The sequence below is a fragment of the Streptomyces sp. NPDC032940 genome (genome assembly GCF_040636935.1).
GTDB lineage: Bacteria > Actinomycetota > Actinomycetes > Streptomycetales > Streptomycetaceae > Streptomyces.
In genome coordinates, this window is the sequence record NZ_JBEZVJ010000001.1 from 334,835 (window position 1) to 354,811 (window position 19,977).

The following is a 19,977-nucleotide window of genomic DNA, read 5'->3' on the forward strand; positions in this document are numbered from 1 at the left end:
TGCGTCACACGCATGTCACTCTCGGGACCGGGAGCCCCTGCCCCCTCGCCTCGGTTGCATGCGGGTTCGGGGGCCGAAAGTGCCGTGCATCACGAGGAATAACGGCGAAAGCGGAGAAACCGGGACGCGTCCTCGACGCCGTCAGCCGCAGGCCCCGCCGGTCGGGCAGAAGGAGTCCACCGCCGCGGTGAGCGGCTCGCGCAGCAGGGCGCCGTCGAGCGACTCGGGGGCGCTGGAGCGGATGGCGTACAGGGTGCCGTCGGCGGCCCGGAAACGGTGGTCGATCACCTGGCGGGCGCCGCGGTCCTCGTCGTCGTAGCGGTAGACCAGCTCGGAGTAGGCGTCGCCGTCCGAGCCGCGGGTGAGGGCGCGGTAGCCGGGCCGGCGGGCGAATCCGTAGCCGGCGGCGTTCTCGGCCAGGTCCAGGGAGGCGGCCGGGCTCTCCTCCACCAGCGCGAAGATCTGGAGCTGGCGGTCGCCGTCCGGGGAGTCGTAGGTCACGACGGGCGCGGACTCGCCCCGCTTCTCGTGGCGCTGCCAGCCCTCCGGGACGGTGATCGCGTAGCCGACGGGGTCCTGGGCGAGGCGGTAGCCGGGGGCGACGGACGGGGAGGGGGCGGCGGTGGCCTCCGGCGAGGTCGCGGGTGCTTCCGGCACGTCGTCCGTGGCCGGGGTCGTCGGGGCGGCGTCCGTGACGGTGACGCCGGTGGCCGGGGTGCCGCCCGCCCGGCCGCTGCCGTCGTCACGGGTGAGCGCCCAGACCCCGGCACCGACGCCGGCGCCGAGGACGGCCGTCGCGGTCAGGGCGATCAGCACCCGGCGCAGGCCTGGGCCGGAGCCGGCCGGGCCGGGGACTGGGCCCGGGGGCGGTCCGGGTGGTGCCGGCCGGTACGGGGGTGCGCCGGGGCCGGCCGGGGGTCCGTACGCCCACGGGGCGTCGGGCGCGGCGGAGGGCGGCGGCGCGGCGGCGGGCGTCCACGCGGACGGGAGCGCGGACGGGGGCGCGGGCGGGGGTGTGAGGCTCGTACGGGTCTGGGCCGTGGCCCAGGGGGGCGGTTCGGCCGGACCGTTCGCGCCCTGCCCGCCGTCGCCGTCGCCGTCCGGAGCCCAGACCGCCCGGCCTCTCTCCTCGCCGGGCCCGCGGCCCGAACCCTCTTCCGATTCCTGCCAGCCGTTCATCCGTACCCCCCGAACACGTCGAACCCGGTGTTCCGAAGGTAGCGGCGAAAACGGGAACGGGCCCCGTTCCGGCGAAAACCGGAACGGGGCCCGTGCGGGGTCGTGACGTACGGCCCGGGGAGCGGACGGACTCAGAGGAGGCCGAGACCGCGGACCGCCTCGCGCTCGTCCGACAGCTCCTTGACGGAGGCGTCGATGCGGGTGCGGGAGAACTCGTTGATGTCCAGGCCCTGGACGATCTCGTACGCGCCGTCCTTGGTGGTGACCGGGAAGGAGGAGATCAGGCCCTCCGGGACGCCGTAGGAGCCGTCGGACGGGATGCCCATGGAGGTCCAGTCGCCCTCGGCGGTGCCGTTGACCCACGTGTACACGTGGTCGATGGCGGCGTTGGCGGCGGAGGCGGCCGAAGAGGCGCCGCGGGCCTCGATGATGGCCGCGCCGCGCTTGGCGACGGTCGGGATGAAGTCGTCGGCCAGCCACTTCTCGTCGTTCACGACCTCGGCGGCGTTCTTGCCGGCGATCGTGGCGTGGAAGATGTCCGGGTACTGGGTCGCGGAGTGGTTGCCCCAGATGGTCAGGCGCTTGATGTCGGCGACCGTCGAGCCCGTCTTCTTCGCGAGCTGGGTCAGCGCGCGGTTGTGGTCCAGGCGGGTCATCGCGGTGAAGCGCTCGGCCGGTACGTCCGGGGCGGCGGCCTGGGCGATCAGGGCGTTGGTGTTGGCCGGGTTGCCGACCACGAGGACCTTGATGTCGTCCGCGGCGTGGTCGTTGATGGCCTTGCCCTGGGGCTTGAAGATGCCGCCGTTGGCCTCGAGGAGGTCGCCGCGCTCCATGCCCTTGGTGCGGGGGCGGGCGCCGACGAGGAGGGCGACGTTGGCGCCGTCGAAGGCCACGTTCGGGTCGTCGGTGATCTCGATGCCCTGGAGCAGCGGGAACGCGCAGTCGTCCAGCTCCATCGCGGTGCCCTCGGCGGCCTTGAGCGCCGGGGTGATCTCCAGGAGGCGCAGCTTGACCGGCACGTCCGCGCCGAGCAGCTGGCCGGAGGCGATGCGGAAGAGCAGGGCGTAACCGATCTGGCCGGCCGCGCCGGTGACGGTGACGTTCACGGGAGTGCGGGTCATGGCGTTCTCCGTATGACAGCTGGCGGTGGGGCGGTCCCTGCCCCGGGGTGCGGGATCCCGCTCCGGCTCGTGACCGGCCCGCCGTGATGATCGATCACCGGTGCGGATGGATCACCGACGGATGATCGATCTCTTGGCGTCAAGAGAGATCCAGCGGTCAGGCTATCGCGCCCGCGCTGTCCGGGACGTCGGGGTCGGTGTGGCCCGTCCCACAGCACCGTCCCGGGTCACCCGGAGGGGGCATGCGGAGCACCGGTCCGGCCGGGGGCGCGGACAGGAAGAGGCGGCCGCCTGGTCCGGGAGAGGGAGGGACTGGCGACCGCCGTCCGGGGAACCGTTGCCGGACTCCCGTGGGGGGATGTCTTTCGCGTGCCCGCGCGGTCGCCGGACATGCCTACTACAGGAAGATTTTCTTTCGCACCCCCACACGTTCCCCCGAACGGCCCAGCCGGCCCCGGGCGAGGTGGCCCGGGACCGGCTGGAGGGAGCCTCGGTCCGCTTCCGTACGTGCGGCCTCGGCCGCGCGCGTCAGTCCGTGCAGCCCTGGCCGCCCGCGGCCAGGGTCACGCAGGCCTCGGCGTCCGCCGCGTTCGCCACCGCCACCATCGGGGTGTACGCGGCCGTGCTGCCGGGGGCGGTGACCCGGCCCGTCTGCTCGTTCTTCCCGCCCGCGCTCACCCGGACCTCGTCGCCCTGCCCGGCCTGGGTGACGCGGGCCCAGGCGGCGCCGCAGGTCTTGCTGTAGCGGACCTCGACGGACGTCGTGCCGACGGTGGCCGCCGCGGCGGTGGTGACCAGCTCGCCGCCGCAGCCCATGGTCTCCGGGTCCTTGCCGGTGCACTGGTCGCCGCTGCACTTCACCCCGGGCGGCAGCTGCCGGCTGGCGCTCGCGGTGGGCGACGGGGACGGCTTGGTGCCCTCGGTCTTCTCGTCGTCGCCGCCGTTCAGGAGGAAGAAGGCCCCGGCGGCCACGACGAGCACGCCGACGACGCCCGCGACGAACGTCCCGATCCGCTTGCCGCCCCCCGAACCGCCGTCGCGCGCCGCGTCACCGCCCGGCACCGGCGTGGCGACGCCCGGACCGCCCGCGTAGGGCCCCGAACCGGAACCTGAAGCGGAACCGGGCACGGAAGCCGGACCGGCTCCTCCCCGGACCCCGTTGCGCGGTGCGCGCTCGCCGGTCGGCGACGGCCCCCGGTATCCCGCGAGGCCCCACGAGTTGCCGTCGGAGGGCCCGCCGGAGAACGGGTCCGCGAGCCCGCCGGGCGCACCGCCGCCCCGGGCCGGGCCGGCGGCCGAGTCGGGGCTGTCGGCGGCCGTCGGCTGTGCGGGCACCGTCGTCGGCGGCAGCGTGGGCGCCACCCCCGCCGGACCGGCGACCCCCGGCTTCGCCGCGTCGCCGCCGTGCCGGCCCTGCTTGGAGCCCCGCCCGCCGCGCGAGCCGGCCGCGGGCGTGCCCAGCTCGCCGAGCGCGGCACGCGCCTGCGAGATCCGGATGGCCTCCATGGTCATGTCGTGGCGCATCTCCGAGCGGCTCCAGGCGCGCTCGGCCAGCTCCCACATGGTGGTCAGGTGGACGGGGTTGGTCCCCGTCACCTCGGCCAGGGCCACGACCGCGCCCTTGGGCGCGAGCAGCCGGCCGTTGAGATAACGCTCCCAGGACGTCTTGCTGTAGCCCGTGGCGTCGGCCAGCGACGCGATGCTCAGCTCGCTGCGGTCCACGAGCCGGCGCAACTGGCCGGCGAACTCTCTGATCTGCGGATCGAGTTCCTCCGGCAAGGCCTTCCAACGAGGCATTGCTTCCCCCCTCTTCCCCCCGGTGACGTGCTCTTTCGTTCCCCGTTCTGGCTACCCACAGGGATGCGCCCGGTCAGGATCTCAGTTCCCGGGGTGGGGGCGCACAGGTGCACAGAGGCCACGGGTGCGCACCGTCGCACGCCCGATGACCGTGGCCCAGTGTCCCACCGGCGTTCCCGTGCATCCAACGGAACCCCCGCCGTCGAACGGAACCCGTGCCGTCGTACGGAATCCCCCCACCGTCGTACTCAACGACCCCCCGACCGCCGTACGGGACGTCCCGTACCGTCCCGATCGACCACGCTAGCCCCGTCGTCGGGCGACTTGGGGGCACATCCGCGAACTTGTCGACACTTCGGCACACGGAGTGCACATGTCCGGTCACGCCCGGCACAGGGATCACGTCATTCACGGACTCCGTAGCGGAACGGTCACTTCCGTGCCACAGCGCCCCGTCAGGCGTTGAACAGGGCGTTCCGCGTGCAGGAGGGTTGGTCGCGGCGGCGGCCCGTTCTCCCACGGGGGTGGAGGACGGGCCGCCGTACGCGGGCCGGTTACTGGCTGACCGTGAAGTGCAGGGTGTCCTTGAGGAACGGGATCTGGAGCACCGGGTTCGGCTGCGCCATCAGCGACAGCAGGCAGATGCAGAGCCCGAGGACGCCGTACGTGGCGATGTCCGTGAAGCGTGAACGCACCGCGAGCATGCCGACGTCGGGCACCACCCAGCGCAGCGCGGCACCGAGCAGCAGCGCGACGCCGATCAGCACCGTGCCCCAGCGGAAGACGTCCAGCGCGGTCACCAGCAGGCCGATCCCGACGAGGGCCACGACCGTGAGCACGGGCCACTGCCGGGCGGGCGCCGGGGCGTCACGGGACGCCGCCCGGCCGCCGCCCTCGGGGCGCGCGGTGTCCCGTGTGAAGAGCGGGAACCGCCGGGTGGTGCGCCGTGGCCTGCCCTCGGCGTCGGGTGCGCTGACGGGGTCCCGGACGGTGAGCTCGTCCTCGGTGCCCGGATCCTGCGCGCCCGGACCGTCGGGCCGTTCGTCGTCCGCGCGCCCGTCGTCGTGCCCCGTCCCCTGCTTCCGCTCAGCCGGCACTGCGCTCCGCCGCCTCGACCACGTTGACGAGCAGCTGGGCCCGGGTCATCGGGCCGACGCCGCCGGGGTTCGGCGAGATCCAGGCGGCCACCTCGGCCACGTCCGGGTGGACGTCGCCGAGGATCTTGCCCTCGGCGTTGCGCGAGACGCCGACGTCCAGGACGGCCGCGCCGGGCTTGACGTCCTCGGCGCGGACCAGGTGCGGGGAGCCGGCCGCGGCGACGATGATGTCCGCGCGCCTGAGGTGGGCGGCCAGGTCACGGGTGCCGGTGTGGCACTGGGTCACGGTGGCGTTCTCGCTGCGCCGGGTGAGCAGCAGCGGCATCGGGCGGCCGATGGTGACGCCGCGGCCGACGACGACGACCTCGGCGCCCTTGATCTCCACGCCGTAGCGGCGCAGCAGGGTGAGGATGCCGTTGGGGGTGCAGGGCAGCGGCGCCGGCTCGTTCAGCACGAGGCGGCCGAGGTTCATCGGGTGGAGGCCGTCGGCGTCCTTGTCCGGGTCCATCAGTTCGAGGATGCGGTTCTCGTCGATGCCCCGGGGCAGCGGCAGCTGGACGATGTAGCCGGTGCAGGCCGGGTCCTCGTTCAGTTCGCGGACGACCGCCTCGATCTCCTCCTGCGTCGCCGTGCCGGGCAGTTCACGCTGGATGGAGGCGATGCCGACCTGCGCGCAGTCGCGGTGCTTGCCCGCGACGTACTTCTGGCTGCCGGGGTCGTCACCGACCAGGACGGTGCCGAGGCCGGGCGTGACGCCCTTCTCCTTCAGCGCCGCCACGCGGGCGGCCAGTTCGGACTTGATCGCGGCTGCGGTGGCCTTGCCATCGAGAATCTGGGCGGTCATGCCCCCATCCTCGCGGATGACCGGCCCCCGGTTCCAATCCGGCCGGCCTGCGGGCAACGGCCGCCGGGTTCCGGGCACAGCGGGACGGGTCCCGCCGTGTCCGGCCTTGATCAGCGATGTTGCACTTGCACAACACCTGGCGAATCCGGCTGGACAAGCCCGTGACGGTCGAGAACGATGGGGCAGCACAGTGCCGCGGGCAGTACCGGGGGGACGGACCGCAAACATCTGGAGAAATTCCTCCCAGCCGTGCCGCGCGTCCCCGCACACGGAGCACATCGGAGGAAGGACCGCCATGAGTTTCGGCGACCCGAACAATCCCTACGGGCCCCCACCCGCTCAGCCGCCCGCCCCGCCCCAGCCGGGCTACGGCTTCCCCCAGCAGCCGCCCGCCGCTCCCCAGCAGGGCTACGGCTTCCCGCAGCAGCCGATGTACCCGGGCTACCCGGGCGGGAACCCGATGCTGCCGCAGTCGATGCCGGGCCTGCTGGTGACGGCCCGGGTCTTCCTCTTCATCATCTCGGCCGTCCAGATCCTCGTCGGCCTCTTCTACCTGTACCTCGCGGCGATCGCCAACGACGTCTCGGACGCCGCCGACGACCTGAGCTCGTCCTCCGACGACCCGTTCAGCGCGATCAGCGACGGCGGGGACATAGCGACCGGTGCCCTCGTGATCCTGGCCCTGATCGCCCTCGGTCTGGCCGCCCTGTCCATCACGCTCGGCGTCAAGTTCGGCCGCGGCGGCCAGGGCGTGCGGATCACCACCGTCGTCTACGGCGCCCTCGGCACCATCGTCGGCCTGATCCTGCTCTTCGTCGGCCTGGACTCCGGACTCGCCAGCGCGATCATCTTCCCGCTCATCTGGGTGGCCTTCGGCGCCATCATCACCGCCGCGCCGGTGGTCTCCAGCGGCACGGCCTGGTTCGCCCGCCCGCGCTACTGAAGGCCGCGCGGCGACTGAACAGTTCGCGCCAATCACTTCCCAGGGCCGTGTCTCACCCGTACGAGGGGGACACGGCCCTGGTGCGTCGCCCTAGTCTGGCCTGGGTAGCCGTCAGGCACGGGGAGACGCACCTTGTACAGCATCATCGTGGTACCTCCGCCGACCACGGAGGACGAACGCGACCGCACCCGCACCCAGTTCCGGCTCGCCCCCGGCGAACGGCTCGTCTTCGGGCGGTCCGTGCCCGAGGGCGGCCTGCTGATCGGGCACGACGGGGTGTCGCGCCGGGCCGGTGAGATCACCGCGCACGGCACCTTCTGGACGCTCAGCAACCTGTCGTCGCGGCAGACGTACGTGGTGGAGAACCCGGAGGGCGCGGGCGAGCACATCAAGGTGGCGCCGGGGCGTCTCGACGCGCCGGTGCCGTTCGAGTTCTCGCGGATCGTGCTGCCCGCCGCGGGCGATCTGCTGCCGGTCGAGGTGTGGGCGCCGCGCCACGACTATCTGCGCGACGAGGCCGGAGCCGACGGCGAGCCGACCGCCCCGGCCTTCTCCGTGGACCGCACCAAGCGGTACTTCGCGGTGCTGGCCGCCCTGTGCGAGCCCCGGCTGCGGGGCACGCCGCACGCGCCGCTGCCCACCATGGACCAGGTCGTCGAGCGGCTGCGTCCCGCGTGGCCGGCCGCCTCCCGTACCTCGGTCCAGTGGAACATCGACTACCTGGCCGTGAAGCTGCGGCTGAAGCCGGGGCCGGAGACGGCCGAGCCGGGTCCCCGGCTGAACGGCAAGAAGGAGTCGCTGGTCTCGCTGGCGCTCCGCTTCGACCTGGTCCGCGAGGACGACCTGGTGGTCCTCGCGGCGCCGTCCGAACGGCCGCTGCGATGACCGAGCCGTACGCCGTGCCCGTCCCCAAGGGGTACCGCGTGGGCGTCTGGGAGGTGCGCGAGCCGATCGCGACGGGCGCCTTCGGCAGCGTGTACGCCGCCCGCCGCACCGGCGACGCGGGCGCAGGCCTGCCCCGTACCGCCGCCCTCAAGTTCCTGCCGACCGGCACGGGCACCCCGCGCCAGCTCGCCCACCTGCGCGAACTGATCGAGCGTGAGGTGGAGTTGCTGCGGCGACTGCGCCGGCCCCGGCTGATCCGCATGTACGAGACCCTCACCGTCGACGACCCGGCCCACCCGCGGCTCGACGGCGCCACCGTCCTGGTGCTGGAGCGGGCCGAGGGGTCCCTGTCGGCCCGGCTGGCCGCGACGCCCCGCCCACCGGACGGGCCCGGGCTGCTGGCCCAGGTGTGCGCGGGGCTGGCCCAGCTGCACCGGGCGGGCTGGGTGCACGGCGACCTGAAACCGGCCAACGTGCTGCTGATGGCCGACGGTTCGGTCCGGCTCGCCGACTTCAACATGGCCGCCGAGCTGGAGGGCACCCACGCCTACACGCCGGCCTTCTCCACGCCCGACTACACGCCGCCCGAGCTGCTGTGGTCCGAGATCGGCGAACGGGGCCGCCGGATCCGCCCGTCCGCCGACGTGTGGGCCTTCGGCGTCCTGGCCCATCTGGTGCTCACCGGGTCCTTCCCGCTGCCCGGCGGCACCCCGAGCGCGCGCCGCGACGCCGCGGTCGCCTACGCCCGCGGCACGGACGAGCTGCGCCTGGCGCCCGGGCTGCCGGACGCCTGGCGGGACATCGTGCGGGACTGCCTGACCCGGACGCACGCCGGACGCGTCGGCACGGACACGCTGCTGCGCCGCGTGGAGGCGGCCGCGGGTGGTGCGGGCGACGCCGGCGAGGCCGGTCGTACGGGGGGTGCGGCGAGGGCCGTGCGCCGGGTGCTCCGTGCGCGGTCCCGGCGGGCGGTGGTCGCCGCGTCGGCCGCGGGGACCGTCGCGCTCGCCGCGCTCGGGTACGGCGTCGTCGGCGCCCTGACCGGCGACGGCCGGGAGCCCCGCGTCCCGGCGGGCGGCAGCACCGCGACCGTGGCCGCCGCCTCCTACGGCGCCGGCGAACTGCGCACCGACCGGGACGTGCCGCCCGCCTACCGCCTGCTGATCGTCGAGACGGCCCACGACTGCGACCGCGAGGAGGTCACCCCGGTCCTCGTCGCGGCGATGCTCAAGGTGGAGAGCGACTTCGACCCCTCCCTCTCCGACCCCGCGAAGAACGAGTACGGCATCGCCCGCTGGACCCCGCAGGTGCTGCGCTGGTGGATGAACGCCGACGGCACACCCGGCGAGGCCGTGCCCGAACCGCCCTTCCCGCCCGCCGAGTCGATCCCCGCCATGGGCAGGTACCTGTGCTGGATCTCGCCCCGCCTGGACGCCGGTCTGCCGGGCGACCGCCGGGTACTGGTCGCCGTCGCGTACCGGACGTCGTACCGCAAGGTGAACGACGCGGACGGGATCCCCCCGCAGTACCGCGACTACGCCGACCGCGTCGCCCACTACCTCAAGGAGTACGCGCCGTCCGGCGCCGGATGACCCTGTGAGGTCCGAGGTGGCCCGGTCGCCCGGTGCCCGGCACCGTGAACACACGCGGCGGGCCTCCGGCTCCCTCGGGGGAGAGCCGGAGGCCCGCCGCACATCCGCGGTACCGCCGGGATCAGTGGAAGAAGTGCCGCGTCCCGGTGAAGTACATCGTCACGCCCGCCTTCTGCGCGGCCTCCACGACCAGTTCGTCGCGGACCGAGCCGCCGGGCTGGACCACGGCCTTCACGCCGGCCGCGGTGAGGATCTCCAGGCCGTCCGGGAAGGGGAAGAAGGCGTCGGAGGCGGCGTACGCCCCCTGCGCGCGCTCGGCGCCGGCGCGCTCGACCGCGAGCTTCGCGGAGTCGACGCGGTTGACCTGGCCCATGCCGACGCCGACGGAGGCGCCGTCCTTGGCGAGGAGGATGGCGTTGGACTTGACCGCCCGGCACGCCTTCCAGGCGAAGGCCAGCTCGGCCAGCTCCGCCTCGGTCAGCGCCTCGCCGGTCGCGAGGGTCCAGGTGGCCGGGTCGTCGCCCTCGGCCTGGAGGCGGTCGGTGACCTGGAGGAGGGCGCCGCCGTCGATGGGCTTGACCTCGACCGGGGAGGCGGGGGCCTCGGGGGCGCGCAGCACGCGGATGTTCTTCTTCTTGGTGAGGGCCTCGATGGCGCCGTCCTCGTAGTCCGGGGCCACGATGACCTCGGTGAAGATCTCGGCGACCTGCTCGGCCATCTCCTTGCTGACCGGGCGGTTGACGGCGATCACGCCGCCGAACGCGGACAGCGGGTCGCAGGCGTGCGCCTTGCGGTGGGCCTCGGCGACGTCCGCGCCGACCGCGATGCCGCACGGGTTGGCGTGCTTGATGATCGCGACGCAGGGCTCGTCGTGGTCGTACGCGGCACGGCGGGCGGCGTCCGTGTCCGTGTAGTTGTTGTACGACATCTCCTTGCCGTGCAGCTGCTCGGCCTGGGCGAGGCCGCCGCCGTCGGGGGAGGTGTAGAGCGCGGCGGGCTGGTGCGGGTTCTCGCCGTAGCGCAGGGTGTGCGAGCGCTCGTAGGTGGCGCCGAGGAAGTCGGGGAACCCGGACTCGTCGACCGGCGCGTACTCGGAGGCGAACCAGGAGGCGACGGCCACGTCGTACGCGGCGGTGTGCTGGAACGCCTCGGCGGCCAGCCGCTTGCGGGCGGCGAGGTCGAAGCCGCCGTCCTTGACCGCGGAGAGCACGTCGTCGTACCGGGCGGGGCTGGTGACGACCGCGACGGACGGGTGGTTCTTGGCGGCGGCGCGCACCATCGACGGGCCGCCGATGTCGATCTGCTCGACGCACTCGTCGGGGGTGGCGCCCGAGGCGACGGTCTCGCGGAACGGGTAGAGGTTCACCACGACCAGGTCGAACGGCTCCACGCCCAGCTCGCCGAGCTGCTGCCGGTGGCTGTCCAGGCGCAGGTCGGCGAGGATGCCGGCGTGCACCTTGGGGTGCAGGGTCTTGACGCGGCCGTCCAGGCACTCGGGGAAGCCGGTCAGCTCCTCGACCTTGGTGACGGGGACGCCGGCGGCGGCGATCCGCCCGGCGGTGGACCCGGTGGAGACGAGTTCGACGCCGGCCTCGTGCAGCCCGCGGGCGAGGTCCTCGAGCCCGGTCTTGTCGTAGACGCTGACGAGCGCCCGACGGATGGCCCGCTTGTTGCTCCCGGCGGTGGCGGTGGCGGTCACTGGATAACTACCTTTCGTCCCTCAATGCGATAGCCGTTGCGGGCGAGCCGCCCCACGACATCGACGAGCAGCCTTCGCTCGACTTCCTTGATGCGCTCGTGCAGAGCGCTCTCGTCGTCCTCGTCCCGGATCTCCACCACGCCCTGCGCGATGATCGGCCCGGTGTCGACGCCGTCGTCGACGAAGTGGACGGTGCAGCCGGTGACCCTGGCGCCGTACGCGAGCGCGTCCCGCACCCCGTGGGCCCCCGGGAAGCTGGGGAGGAGGGCGGGGTGGGTGTTGACGAACCGCCCACCGAACCGCGCCAGGAACTCCTTCCCCACGATCTTCATGAACCCGGCCGAGACGACGAGGTCCGGCTCGTGGGCGGCGACGGCCGCGGCGAGCGCCGCGTCCCACTCCGCCCGCGTCCCGTAGTCCTTGACCTTCCGCACGAAGGTCGGCAGCCCGGCGCGCTCGGCGCGGGCGAGGCCCTCGATGCCGTCGCGGTCGGCGCCGACGGCGACGATCTCGGCTCCGTAGGCCTCGACGCCGGTGGCGGCGATCTCGTCGAGGAGCGCCTGCAGATTGGTGCCGGATCCGGAGACCAGCACGACGAGGCGCTTGGCTCGCTGGGCCACGGGCTTGGCGGCCACGGTGGGGGCCTTTCTCGGGGGAGCGGTTCTGCGGTCGGCCCGCGCATTCGCCGGTTTGTACGGTCCTACGAATGCTTCGCGCCCCGGGATACGGGGAAGTCTACGAAGCGGCCGACCGTCAGCAACGATACCGGCACACCGGACGGCCCCCTCGGGACGGGGGCGCGGCCGGCAGGTAGCGTCTGCGTGGAGCCGGACCGGGAACGGGACCTGTGTGCCACGCGTTCACCAGTAGTGCCGCACCGTTCGCGCCCTCCGCTCCGTTGTCGCCAGTTCGTTATCGACCAGTTCGCTATCGACCAGTTCGTTATCGCCAAGGGGAAGACGCTCACTTGATGCCGGACCGCAGCCTGCGACTGCTCACGCTCCCCCAGCAGTCGGCGCAGCCAGACCAGCGCAGCGCCGTGTTGCTGCGGGAACGTCCCTCCACGCCGCCCGACGCCTCCTCGGACCGGAAGAACGGCGACGAGCAGGGCGGCGGCACCTCCCAGGACGACAACCCCTTCGCGCCGCCCCCCGAGGGCTCGCCGGACCGCCCCTGGCAGCCGCGGCACCCGTCGGGCGGCGACGGATCGCAGGGTGGTTCGCAGGGCGACGGGCGCTCCCCGTGGGGGCGCCAGTGGAGCGACCGTCAGCCCGGACGGTCCTCCGGCGGCTTCGGCGAGCGCCCCGGCGGCAACGGCCCCGAGGGGCAGGGCGGTGGCGGCGGTCCGCGCTGGGACCCGACGGACCCGGCCCAGCGACGCGCCCGCTATGCCCTGCTGTGCGGCATGTGGGCCCTGTTCTTCGCGCTCTTCAGCTGGTCGTACCTGGCCCTGCTGCTCGGCGCGCTCGCCCTGTACTGGGGCATCAGCTCCCTGCGCGCCAAGCCCCGCACGGCCACCGACCCGGACAACCCGGCCCCTGCCGCCCCCCAGGACACCCGCCCCCAGCGCACCGCCGCGATCAGCGGCCTGGTCACGTCCTCCCTGGCGGTCCTCTTCGTCGCCGCGTCCTTCACCGCACAGCTGGTCTACAGCGACTACTACACGTGCCGCAACGACGCCCTGACCAACCAGGCGGAGCAGACCTGCAGCAAGCTCCTCCCCGAGCAGCTACGAGGAGTCCTGGGCACGGAGGACTGAGCGCGGCTCCCCCTGGTTTCCAGCCCGTCCGGCGTTTGAGGACGAGGCCGTCCGGGCCGCAGGGGGGTCCGGGGGCGCAGCCCCCAGGGACGGGACCGGGAAGGGGCGGCGGGGGCGAAGGAACCAGGCGGACGGACACCACCCCGCCGTCACCGCCCCGCCTCCCCCGCGCCATCGACCGGCAGCAGGTCGTACGCCGCCCCACCCCCACCGGACACCCCAGCCGCAGCCCCAGTCGCCCGCTCCCCGCCCCCGTCCACCTCCCGCCGCAACCACCACCGCCCCACCACGGCCACCGGCGCCCCCACCCCCGCCACCCACACGGCCATCGCCCCACCAGCCTCCCACCACACCGGCCCGAACCGCGCCAGCCCCGCACTCCCCAGCGGCCCACCCGCCCACGCGGCCAACAGCGCGACCAGCCCCCCGCACACCACCGCGGCCACCCACACCGCCCCGACGGTCCGCCGCACGTCCCACGCCTCCCCGGCCGGCCCGTCCCCCTCTCCGTCCGTCTCCCGCCGCACCCCCGCCATGACGGACCGCACCGTGACGAACTGCGTCGTGGCGAACCCCACCGCACCGCCCCCGACCGCGGCGACCCGTGCCGTGAACCACCCCACCGCCACCCCCGCCGCCAACGGCACCACCCCGGCCGCCCAGTGCAACGGCGAAGCGGGCGCCCCCGCCCCCGCCTCCGGCACCGCCGCCAGCAGCGGAAACGGCGGCAACGGCGCAGCCGCGGAGGACGAGGACAGGGGTCCCACCACATACCCCGCGCCGAGCACGAAGCCCGGCCCGAGCCCGTACGCCGCCGCCCATACGGCCGCGTTCGGCACCAGCGTCAGACACAGCAGCAGCACCACGAACCGCCCCGACCATCCCTCGCTCAGCCGCAGGAGCGCCCCGTGGGCGGCACCCCCGTGCCACACCAGCGACGTCAGGAGCAGCAGCGCCCCGCCCCCGACGAGCACCGTCACCCCCGCGGCCGCGGCCCGCGTGGCCGGGCCCAGGCGGGCGTCCGGCAGCACGAGCAGCTCCCGCAGGCTCCGGGGCAGCACGCGCAGCGCGCGCCCCACCGGCCCGCCGGGGCGTCCGAACGCCGTCCACGCACCCGCGCCCGCCGCCGCCATGACGACCAGCGGCAGACAGACCGCGGTCCCGACCGGGGAGGGCCGCAGCTCGCCGCCGGCCGCGTACAGCACGACGGGCGTGGCGACGGCGAGGTAGCCGACGACGACACCGGCCCAGGCGAGGCGCGCGGAGAGGGGGTGCGGCGCTTCGCCCCGTCCCCCGGCGCCGCCCACCCGCACGCCGACACCCGCCTTCGCACCGGCCCCCACGGCCACCCCCACGCCGTCCCCGGGGGCGGTGGCGTCGCGGGCCGCCCGGTGCACCAGCCACACCGGCGGCGCGAGCAGCAGCAGCGGGGTGACTCCCATGGGCGCGGGCACGCCGGAGAGCGTGTCGGTGCGGACCAGCTCGGCGCCGTGCGCCAGCACCCACAGCGCGGCGGCGACGTGCAGGGCGTCGTCGGGCCCGCGGACGGGGTACGGCGAGCTGATCCACAGCACCGTCACGAGCACGGCGACCGCGGCCAGCCCCAGGCCCGCGGCGAACGCGCCGCCCAGGAGGCCCACGGCCATCCCGGGCGCCCGCTCGTGCCACCAGGTGCGGAGCAGGGACAACGGGGATCGGCGAGCGGTCGTCTGGATCACGCCCGCCATGCTCCCAACGACACGCGCTTTCGCGGCGTAACAAGCGAAGCACCGCTGTGTCGCTCAATATACGTTTATGTACCTTTTCGTACGGAGGGGTGTCCTGTGAAGCGGAGCCCCGCACCGCCGCTCCCTCCTCCCGAGGTGCGCCGACGCCTGCGCGAGGCCGCCGGACTGACTCAGGATCAGCTCGCCGAGCGGGTGGGTGTCCCTCGCGAGAGGGTCGGCGCGTGGGAGAGCGGCCGCGGGACTCCGCGCGGCCGCAGACGGGACGCGTACGCGAAGCTGCTGGCCGCCCTGGCCGACGAACCCGCGACCGGCAAGCCGCGGACGGCGTCGGAGACCCGGCCGCCGTCGGCACCGGCCTCCGTGCCCGTGGTCGTGGCCGTCGGCGGCGGTTCCGGACAGGTGAAGCGGGCACCGCTCACGGCGTCACCGGCCGCACCGCCGGCCGCGTTGACGCCCGCTCAGGCCTTCGACGCGCTGTACGAGTTCGGCGCCCCAGCCCTCGTACGCCAGACGTACCTCCTCACGGGCCGCCGCGAACTGGCGCGCGAGTCGGTGGAGCGGGCCTTCCAGCTCGCCTGGGAGCACTGGCCCGAGGTGGCGCGCGACCGTGACCCGGTGGGCTGGGTGCGCGCGACGGCGTACGAGTACGCCCTCTCCCCCTGGCACCGGTTCCGGCGGCGTCACCGCCAACCGGAGCCGCCGCCCGCCGACCCCGCCGGCCGCACCCTGCTCGACGCGCTGCTGAAACTCCCTCCGCACCACCGCCGCACCCTCGTGCTCTACGACGGTGTCGGCCTCGACCTGCCCGAGACGGCCGCGGAGACCGAGGCGAGCACGCCGGCGGCGGCCGGGCGGCTGATGCGCGCCCGTGAGGCCGTCGCCGGCCGGCTGCCCGAGCTGAGCGATCCCGAGGTGCTGCACCGGCGGCTGGCCGAGCTGGCGTCCGCCGAGCGGCTGCGGGCGTCCCGGCCGCCGACGGTGCGGACGGGCAGCGAACGCCGGGCCCGTTTCTGGACCCGGGCCGCGATCGCCTTCACGGCCGCCCTGATCGGGACCACGGCGTTGACGCTGCGCACGGCTCCGACCCACTACGAGCCGCCCGTACCGCCGGGCGAGACGGTGCGCGGCGTACCGCCCCGGGTGGCGCCGGGCGCGCTGTCGGACGAGGAGCTGAAGCTGCGGAAGAAGCTCCGCGACGAACTGCACGACGGACCGGAGAGGCTGTCACCCGGGACCGGGTGAGGAGCACGGGGCACCGGCCCCGCCGGAAACGCCGAGTGGGCCCGCCCCGGGACGGGGAGCGGGCCCACTCGTGTGGTGCGGCGTGCTCAGCCGGCGCGAAGCCGGCCCAGCTGATCCGGCCGACTCAGCCGGCGAGGATCTCGCGGGCGAGCTTGGCCGTCTCGGTCGGCGTCTTGCCGACCTTGACGCCGGCGGCCTCGAGGGCCTCCTTCTTCGCCTGGGCGGTGCCGGAGGAACCGGAGACGATGGCGCCGGCGTGGCCCATGGTCTTGCCCTCGGGCGCGGTGAAGCCCGCGACGTAGCCGACGACCGGCTTGGTCACGTTCTTCGCGATGAAGTCCGCGGCCCGCTCCTCGGCGTCGCCACCGATTTCGCCGATCATGACGATCAGGTCGGTCTCGGGGTCGGCCTCGAACGCGGCGAGCGCGTCGATGTGCGTGGTGCCGATGATCGGGTCGCCACCGATGCCGACGGCGGTCGAGAAGCCGATGTCACGCAGCTCGTACATCATCTGGTACGTCAGCGTGCCGGACTTCGAGACCAGGCCGATGCGGCCCGGCTTCGTGATGTCGCCCGGGATGATGCCGACGTTGGACTGGCCCGGGGTGATGATGCCGGGGCAGTTGGGGCCGATGATCCGGGTCTTGTTGCCCTTCTTGCCGGCGTACGCCCAGAAGGCGGCCGAGTCGTGCACGGCGATGCCCTCGGTGATCACGACGGCCAGCGGGATCTCGGCGTCGATGGCCTCGACGACGGCGTCCTTGGTGAACTTCTCCGGCACGAAGATGACGGAGACGTTCGCGCCGGTCTTCTCGATGGCCTCCTTGACGGTGCCGAAGACCGGTACCTCGGTGCCGTCGAAGTCCACGGACTGACCCGCCTTGCGCGGGTTCACGCCGCCCACGACGTTGGTGCCGTCGCCGAGCATGAGCTTGGTGTGCTTCATGCCGGTGGCGCCGGTCATGCCCTGGACGATGACCTTGCTGTCCTTGTTGAGCCAGATAGCCATGGTGTGTTGGTGTCCTCGTCCTGAGTGCTTACTTGGCGGCGTGGGCCAGCTCGGCGGCCTTGTCGGCCGCGCCGTCCATGGTGTCGACGCGCTGGACCAGCGGGTGGTCGGCGTCGGTGAGGATGCTGCGGCCCAGCTCGGCGTTGTTGCCGTCGAGGCGGACGACGAGCGGCTTCTCGACCTTCTCGCCGCGGTCCTCCAGGAGCTTCAGCGCCTGGACGATGCCGTTGGCGACCTCGTCGCAGGCGGTGATGCCGCCGAAGACGTTGACGAAGACGGACTTGACGTCCGGGTCGCCGAGGATGATCTCGAGGCCGTTCGCCATGACCTGGGCGGAGGCACCGCCACCGATGTCCAGGAAGTTGGCGGGCTTGACGTTGCCGTGCTTCTCACCGGCGTAAGCGACGACGTCCAGGGTGCTCATGACGAGACCCGCGCCGTTGCCGATGATGCCGACCTCGCCGTCGAGCTTGACGTAGTTGAGGTTCTTCTCCTTGGCGGCGGCCTCGAGCGGGTTGGCCGCGGCCTTGTCGTGGAGTTCCTCGAAGTCGGGGTGACGGAACTCGGCGTTGTCGTCGAGCGACACCTTGCCGTCCAGGGCGATGACCTCGCCGGAGGCGACCTTGGCCAGCGGGTTGACCTCGACCAGGAGGGCGTCCTCCTTGATGAAGGTGTCCCACAGCTTGACCAGGACGTTGACGACCTTGTCGGCGACCTCGGCCGGGAACTTGGCGGCCTCGACGATCTCGCGCGCCTTCTCCGGCGTCACACCGTCGATGGCGTCGATCGGGGTCTTGGCGACGGCCTCCGGACGGGTGGCGGCCACCTCCTCGATCTCCATGCCGCCCTCGACGGAGGCGATGGAGAGGAACGTGCGGTTGGCACGGTCGAGGAGGAAGGAGACGTAGTACTCCTCGACGATCTCCGGGGCGGTCTCGGCGATCATCACCTTGTGGACCGTGTGGCCCTTGATGTCCATGCCGAGGATGTCCGTCGAACGGGCGACGGCCTCGTCCGGGGTGGCGGCGAGCTTCACGCCGCCGGCCTTGCCGCGGCCACCGACCTTCACCTGAGCCTTGACGACGGACTTGCCGCCCAGACGCTCGGTGATCTCGCGCGCCGCCTCAGGCGTGTCGATGACTTCACCGGCCAGCACCGGTACATCGTGCTTGGCGAAGAGGTCCCTCGCCTGGTACTCGAACAGGTCCACGCGCTTCCGTCCCTATCAGTGATCTCGCGGTTCGTTGGATGCGTGGGCGTGCCGCGAAGGGCAACGTGACGTCCGCTGTGTCACAAGGGGGGCGCACACGGTGACCGAGCGCGCGGCATGTCCGTCTCGCAGGTTATCGCCGCATGCGGGGGGTCTCTAAATCGCGGGTCACACCTGAGCGGTGATACCTGTCACATGATGCCGCGCTCACTGGCACGGGGTGCCGGGCGTGAGGGGTGCGGGCGGGGCGGGAACGGGGGAGGGAGGGACCTCACCGGGTTGGGGTTGGCCCGGTGAGGTCCGTCGCGGGCCGGCTGGTCCCCACCCCAATGGGGACCTCCGGCACCATCCGCGAGGTGACGGCCCGGACGGACCGCCGACGGCTTTCGGCCGTGCGTCCGGGTCCTGGGGCCTCGCGGAGTCTTCGTCCGTCCCGACGCCGCTCCCCGTCACGGCGCACCGGCTTGCGGGCGGGGTCGGGGCGGAGGGGGCGGGAACGGTGCGGTGCGCGGCTGTTCGTCGCGCGTCCCGGGTTCGGCCGGAGCCCGACCGACCGGGCCGACCGGGTGCCCCGGCGACGCCACGGACGGGCCGCCGCCGGAGACGGCCGGCCCACGACCGGGGGTCGGGGGCCTGGATACGGTCCCGGCTGCTTCCGTCCGCCCGGCGGGTGAGCCCGCCCGGACGTGTGACGTGCGACGTGCGACGCCGCCTGCGCTAGGCCGGCGAGACGGGGATGTCCCGGTACCGCTCCCGGGGCTCGGGCGCGTCGGCGTGCACCACGGCGCCGGGCACGAGCCGGACCGGTACCCGGTGGTGCGGGGCGATCGCCTGGGCGTCGCCGTGGCGCGGCGGGCCGCCGTCGGCACCCGTGCCGCTCCCCAGCGCACCGTCGGCGCCGCCGCTGGGCGCGTGGTGGGCCGGTGCGGGGGCGGGCGGCCCGGACGCCACTCCGTGGGCGTCGTCGTGCGCCGCCGTGAGGCGCGTCCCGCCGTGCCCGTCCAGCGCCGGCCCGTACGCGACGGTCGCCGCGTCTGCGCGGCTGTCGGCCGCGGGGACGGCGGAGACGGCCCGGCGGCCGGCGGTCACCAGCTCGTCGGCGTCCGGAGCCGTCACCGGCGCGGTCGCGGAACCCGGCTCCCGATCACCCGGAACCGGCCGGACGGGCGGTCCCGGAAGGCCGGAGCCGCCGGGCGGTTCGGAGGCGTCCGGCAGCGTCGACAGCGGGGGCGTCGAGGGGACCGCGGGCAGGGAGGGGGCCGTCGGCAGCTGCGTCAACGCCTCCAGCAGCGGCACCTCCGCCCGCACGGCCTCGCCGAGCTCCTCGGTCACCGTGCCCACCACTTCACCGGCCGGCCGTACGACCTGGTCCGTCACGGTGCGGACGACATGGTCAGTGACGGGGCGGACGACATGGCCGGTGACCGGGCGGACGACATGGTCGGTGACGGGGCGCAGGCCGTCCGGCACCGACGGACCGGCGGCACGGCCGGGCCGGGTGTCCGGTACCGCGGAGGGCGCCTCGGAGGCGGGCGGCACCGGGGGGACGGAGGACGCCGGCACTCGTTCCGCCGGAACGACGTCCAGCACCGTGCCCACCGCATCCGGCACCGACGGCACTCCCTCGGCCGCCTGCGCCCGCTCCCCGCAGACCACGCCGAGCAGGAACAACCCGCCCAACAGCAGCGCCAGCCGCAGCGCACGCCACCCGGCCGCGGTGCGCATCACGCGCAGAGCGGCACCGGGCAGGGCTGCTGACGACATCAAGGGGGCGCTTCCTTCGTACAGCGAACGTGCACCGAACGGACGCGAGATCCTCGCATGGCACTCCCGAGGTCGCGCAAGCTCCCCGTTACCGATGGGTAGTCATGTC

At 73.8% G+C, this 19,977-nt stretch carries 16 protein-coding genes; 5 read left to right on the plus strand and 11 right to left on the minus strand.

All coding sequences use genetic code 11. The annotated features are described in order from the left end of the window. Positions 1 to 141 precede the first annotated feature (141 nt). The 5 genes from AB0E77_RS01550 to AB0E77_RS01570 all read right to left on the minus strand — a co-directional run bounded on the left by AB0E77_RS01550 (position 142) and on the right by AB0E77_RS01570 (position 6,038). On the minus strand, positions 142 to 816 hold the full coding sequence (locus AB0E77_RS01550) for a hypothetical protein (protein ID WP_361563972.1): 675 nt from the start codon (positions 814 to 816) through the stop codon (positions 142 to 144). 494 nt (positions 817 to 1,310) lie between these two features. Next, positions 1,311 to 2,300, minus strand: coding sequence for a malate dehydrogenase (locus AB0E77_RS01555; protein WP_361563975.1), 990 nt, complete (start codon positions 2,298 to 2,300; stop codon positions 1,311 to 1,313). A 528-nt stretch (positions 2,301 to 2,828) separates the two neighbouring features. Continuing rightward, on the minus strand, positions 2,829 to 4,097 hold the full coding sequence (locus AB0E77_RS01560; protein WP_361563978.1) for a DUF2690 domain-containing protein: 1,269 nt from the start codon (positions 4,095 to 4,097) through the stop codon (positions 2,829 to 2,831). 554 nt (positions 4,098 to 4,651) lie between these two features. Next, on the minus strand, positions 4,652 to 5,194 hold the full coding sequence (locus tag AB0E77_RS01565; protein WP_361563980.1) for a DUF3017 domain-containing protein: 543 nt from the start codon (positions 5,192 to 5,194) through the stop codon (positions 4,652 to 4,654). After that, positions 5,184 to 6,038: a bifunctional methylenetetrahydrofolate dehydrogenase/methenyltetrahydrofolate cyclohydrolase gene (locus tag AB0E77_RS01570; protein ID WP_361563982.1), complete on the minus strand. Its 855-nt coding sequence runs from the start codon at positions 6,036 to 6,038 to the stop codon at positions 5,184 to 5,186. The genes AB0E77_RS01565 and AB0E77_RS01570 overlap by 11 nt, the downstream gene beginning before the upstream one ends. A gap of 295 nt (positions 6,039 to 6,333) precedes the next feature. Here AB0E77_RS01570 and AB0E77_RS01575 point away from each other — a divergent pair, with 295 nt between their 5' ends. From AB0E77_RS01575 to AB0E77_RS01585, 3 genes are all read left to right on the plus strand, one after another. Next, complete coding sequence (locus tag AB0E77_RS01575) at positions 6,334 to 6,981, plus strand: hypothetical protein (RefSeq protein ID WP_361563985.1); 648 nt, start codon at positions 6,334 to 6,336, stop codon at positions 6,979 to 6,981. 132 nt (positions 6,982 to 7,113) lie between these two features. After that, complete coding sequence (locus tag AB0E77_RS01580; protein ID WP_361563987.1) at positions 7,114 to 7,866, plus strand: FHA domain-containing protein; 753 nt, start codon at positions 7,114 to 7,116, stop codon at positions 7,864 to 7,866. Further along, the gene (locus AB0E77_RS01585) at positions 7,863 to 9,458 is read left to right on the plus strand and encodes a protein kinase (protein ID WP_361563990.1); all 1,596 of its coding nucleotides are present in this window, start codon (positions 7,863 to 7,865) and stop codon (positions 9,456 to 9,458) included. Before AB0E77_RS01580 ends, AB0E77_RS01585 begins: the two co-directional genes overlap by 4 nt. A 121-nt stretch (positions 9,459 to 9,579) precedes the next feature. Here the strand turns inward: AB0E77_RS01585 and purH are convergent, their stop codons facing one another. Both purH and purN read right to left on the minus strand, forming a co-directional pair. Continuing rightward, on the minus strand, positions 9,580 to 11,157 hold the full coding sequence (purH, locus tag AB0E77_RS01590; protein WP_361563992.1) for a bifunctional phosphoribosylaminoimidazolecarboxamide formyltransferase/IMP cyclohydrolase: 1,578 nt from the start codon (positions 11,155 to 11,157) through the stop codon (positions 9,580 to 9,582). After that, a complete protein-coding gene (gene purN, locus AB0E77_RS01595) occupies positions 11,154 to 11,792 on the minus strand; it encodes a phosphoribosylglycinamide formyltransferase (RefSeq protein WP_361563995.1) in 639 nt (212 codons plus the stop codon). Before purN ends, purH begins: the two co-directional genes overlap by 4 nt. Before the next feature lie 335 nt (positions 11,793 to 12,127). Between purN and AB0E77_RS01600 the strand changes: the two genes are divergently transcribed. After that, complete coding sequence (locus AB0E77_RS01600) at positions 12,128 to 12,916, plus strand: hypothetical protein (RefSeq protein ID WP_361563997.1); 789 nt, start codon at positions 12,128 to 12,130, stop codon at positions 12,914 to 12,916. Between the two features lie 149 nt (positions 12,917 to 13,065). On the opposite strand, the gene AB0E77_RS01605 is transcribed toward AB0E77_RS01600, so the two are convergent. Further along, positions 13,066 to 14,643, minus strand: coding sequence for a DUF6350 family protein (locus tag AB0E77_RS01605; protein WP_361563999.1), 1,578 nt, complete (start codon positions 14,641 to 14,643; stop codon positions 13,066 to 13,068). Between the two features lie 96 nt (positions 14,644 to 14,739). On the opposite strand from AB0E77_RS01605, the gene AB0E77_RS01610 reads away from it, so the two are divergent. Further along, positions 14,740 to 15,885 (plus strand): helix-turn-helix domain-containing protein, encoded by a 1,146-nt coding sequence (locus tag AB0E77_RS01610; protein WP_361564001.1) that lies wholly within the window; start codon positions 14,740 to 14,742, stop codon positions 15,883 to 15,885. A gap of 124 nt (positions 15,886 to 16,009) precedes the next feature. Here AB0E77_RS01610 and sucD read toward each other — a convergent pair whose 3' ends face one another. From sucD to AB0E77_RS01625, 3 genes are all read right to left on the minus strand, one after another. Further along, entirely contained in the window at positions 16,010 to 16,894 is an 885-nt protein-coding gene (gene sucD / locus AB0E77_RS01615; RefSeq protein WP_361564004.1) for a succinate--CoA ligase subunit alpha, read from the minus strand. 28 nt (positions 16,895 to 16,922) lie between these two features. Further along, positions 16,923 to 18,104, minus strand: a complete 1,182-nt coding sequence (gene sucC / locus AB0E77_RS01620; RefSeq protein ID WP_361564007.1) for an ADP-forming succinate--CoA ligase subunit beta — start codon at positions 18,102 to 18,104, stop codon at positions 16,923 to 16,925. A gap of 717 nt (positions 18,105 to 18,821) precedes the next feature. After that, positions 18,822 to 19,868: a hypothetical protein gene (locus AB0E77_RS01625; RefSeq protein ID WP_361564010.1), complete on the minus strand. Its 1,047-nt coding sequence runs from the start codon at positions 19,866 to 19,868 to the stop codon at positions 18,822 to 18,824. Positions 19,869 to 19,977 lie beyond the last annotated feature (109 nt).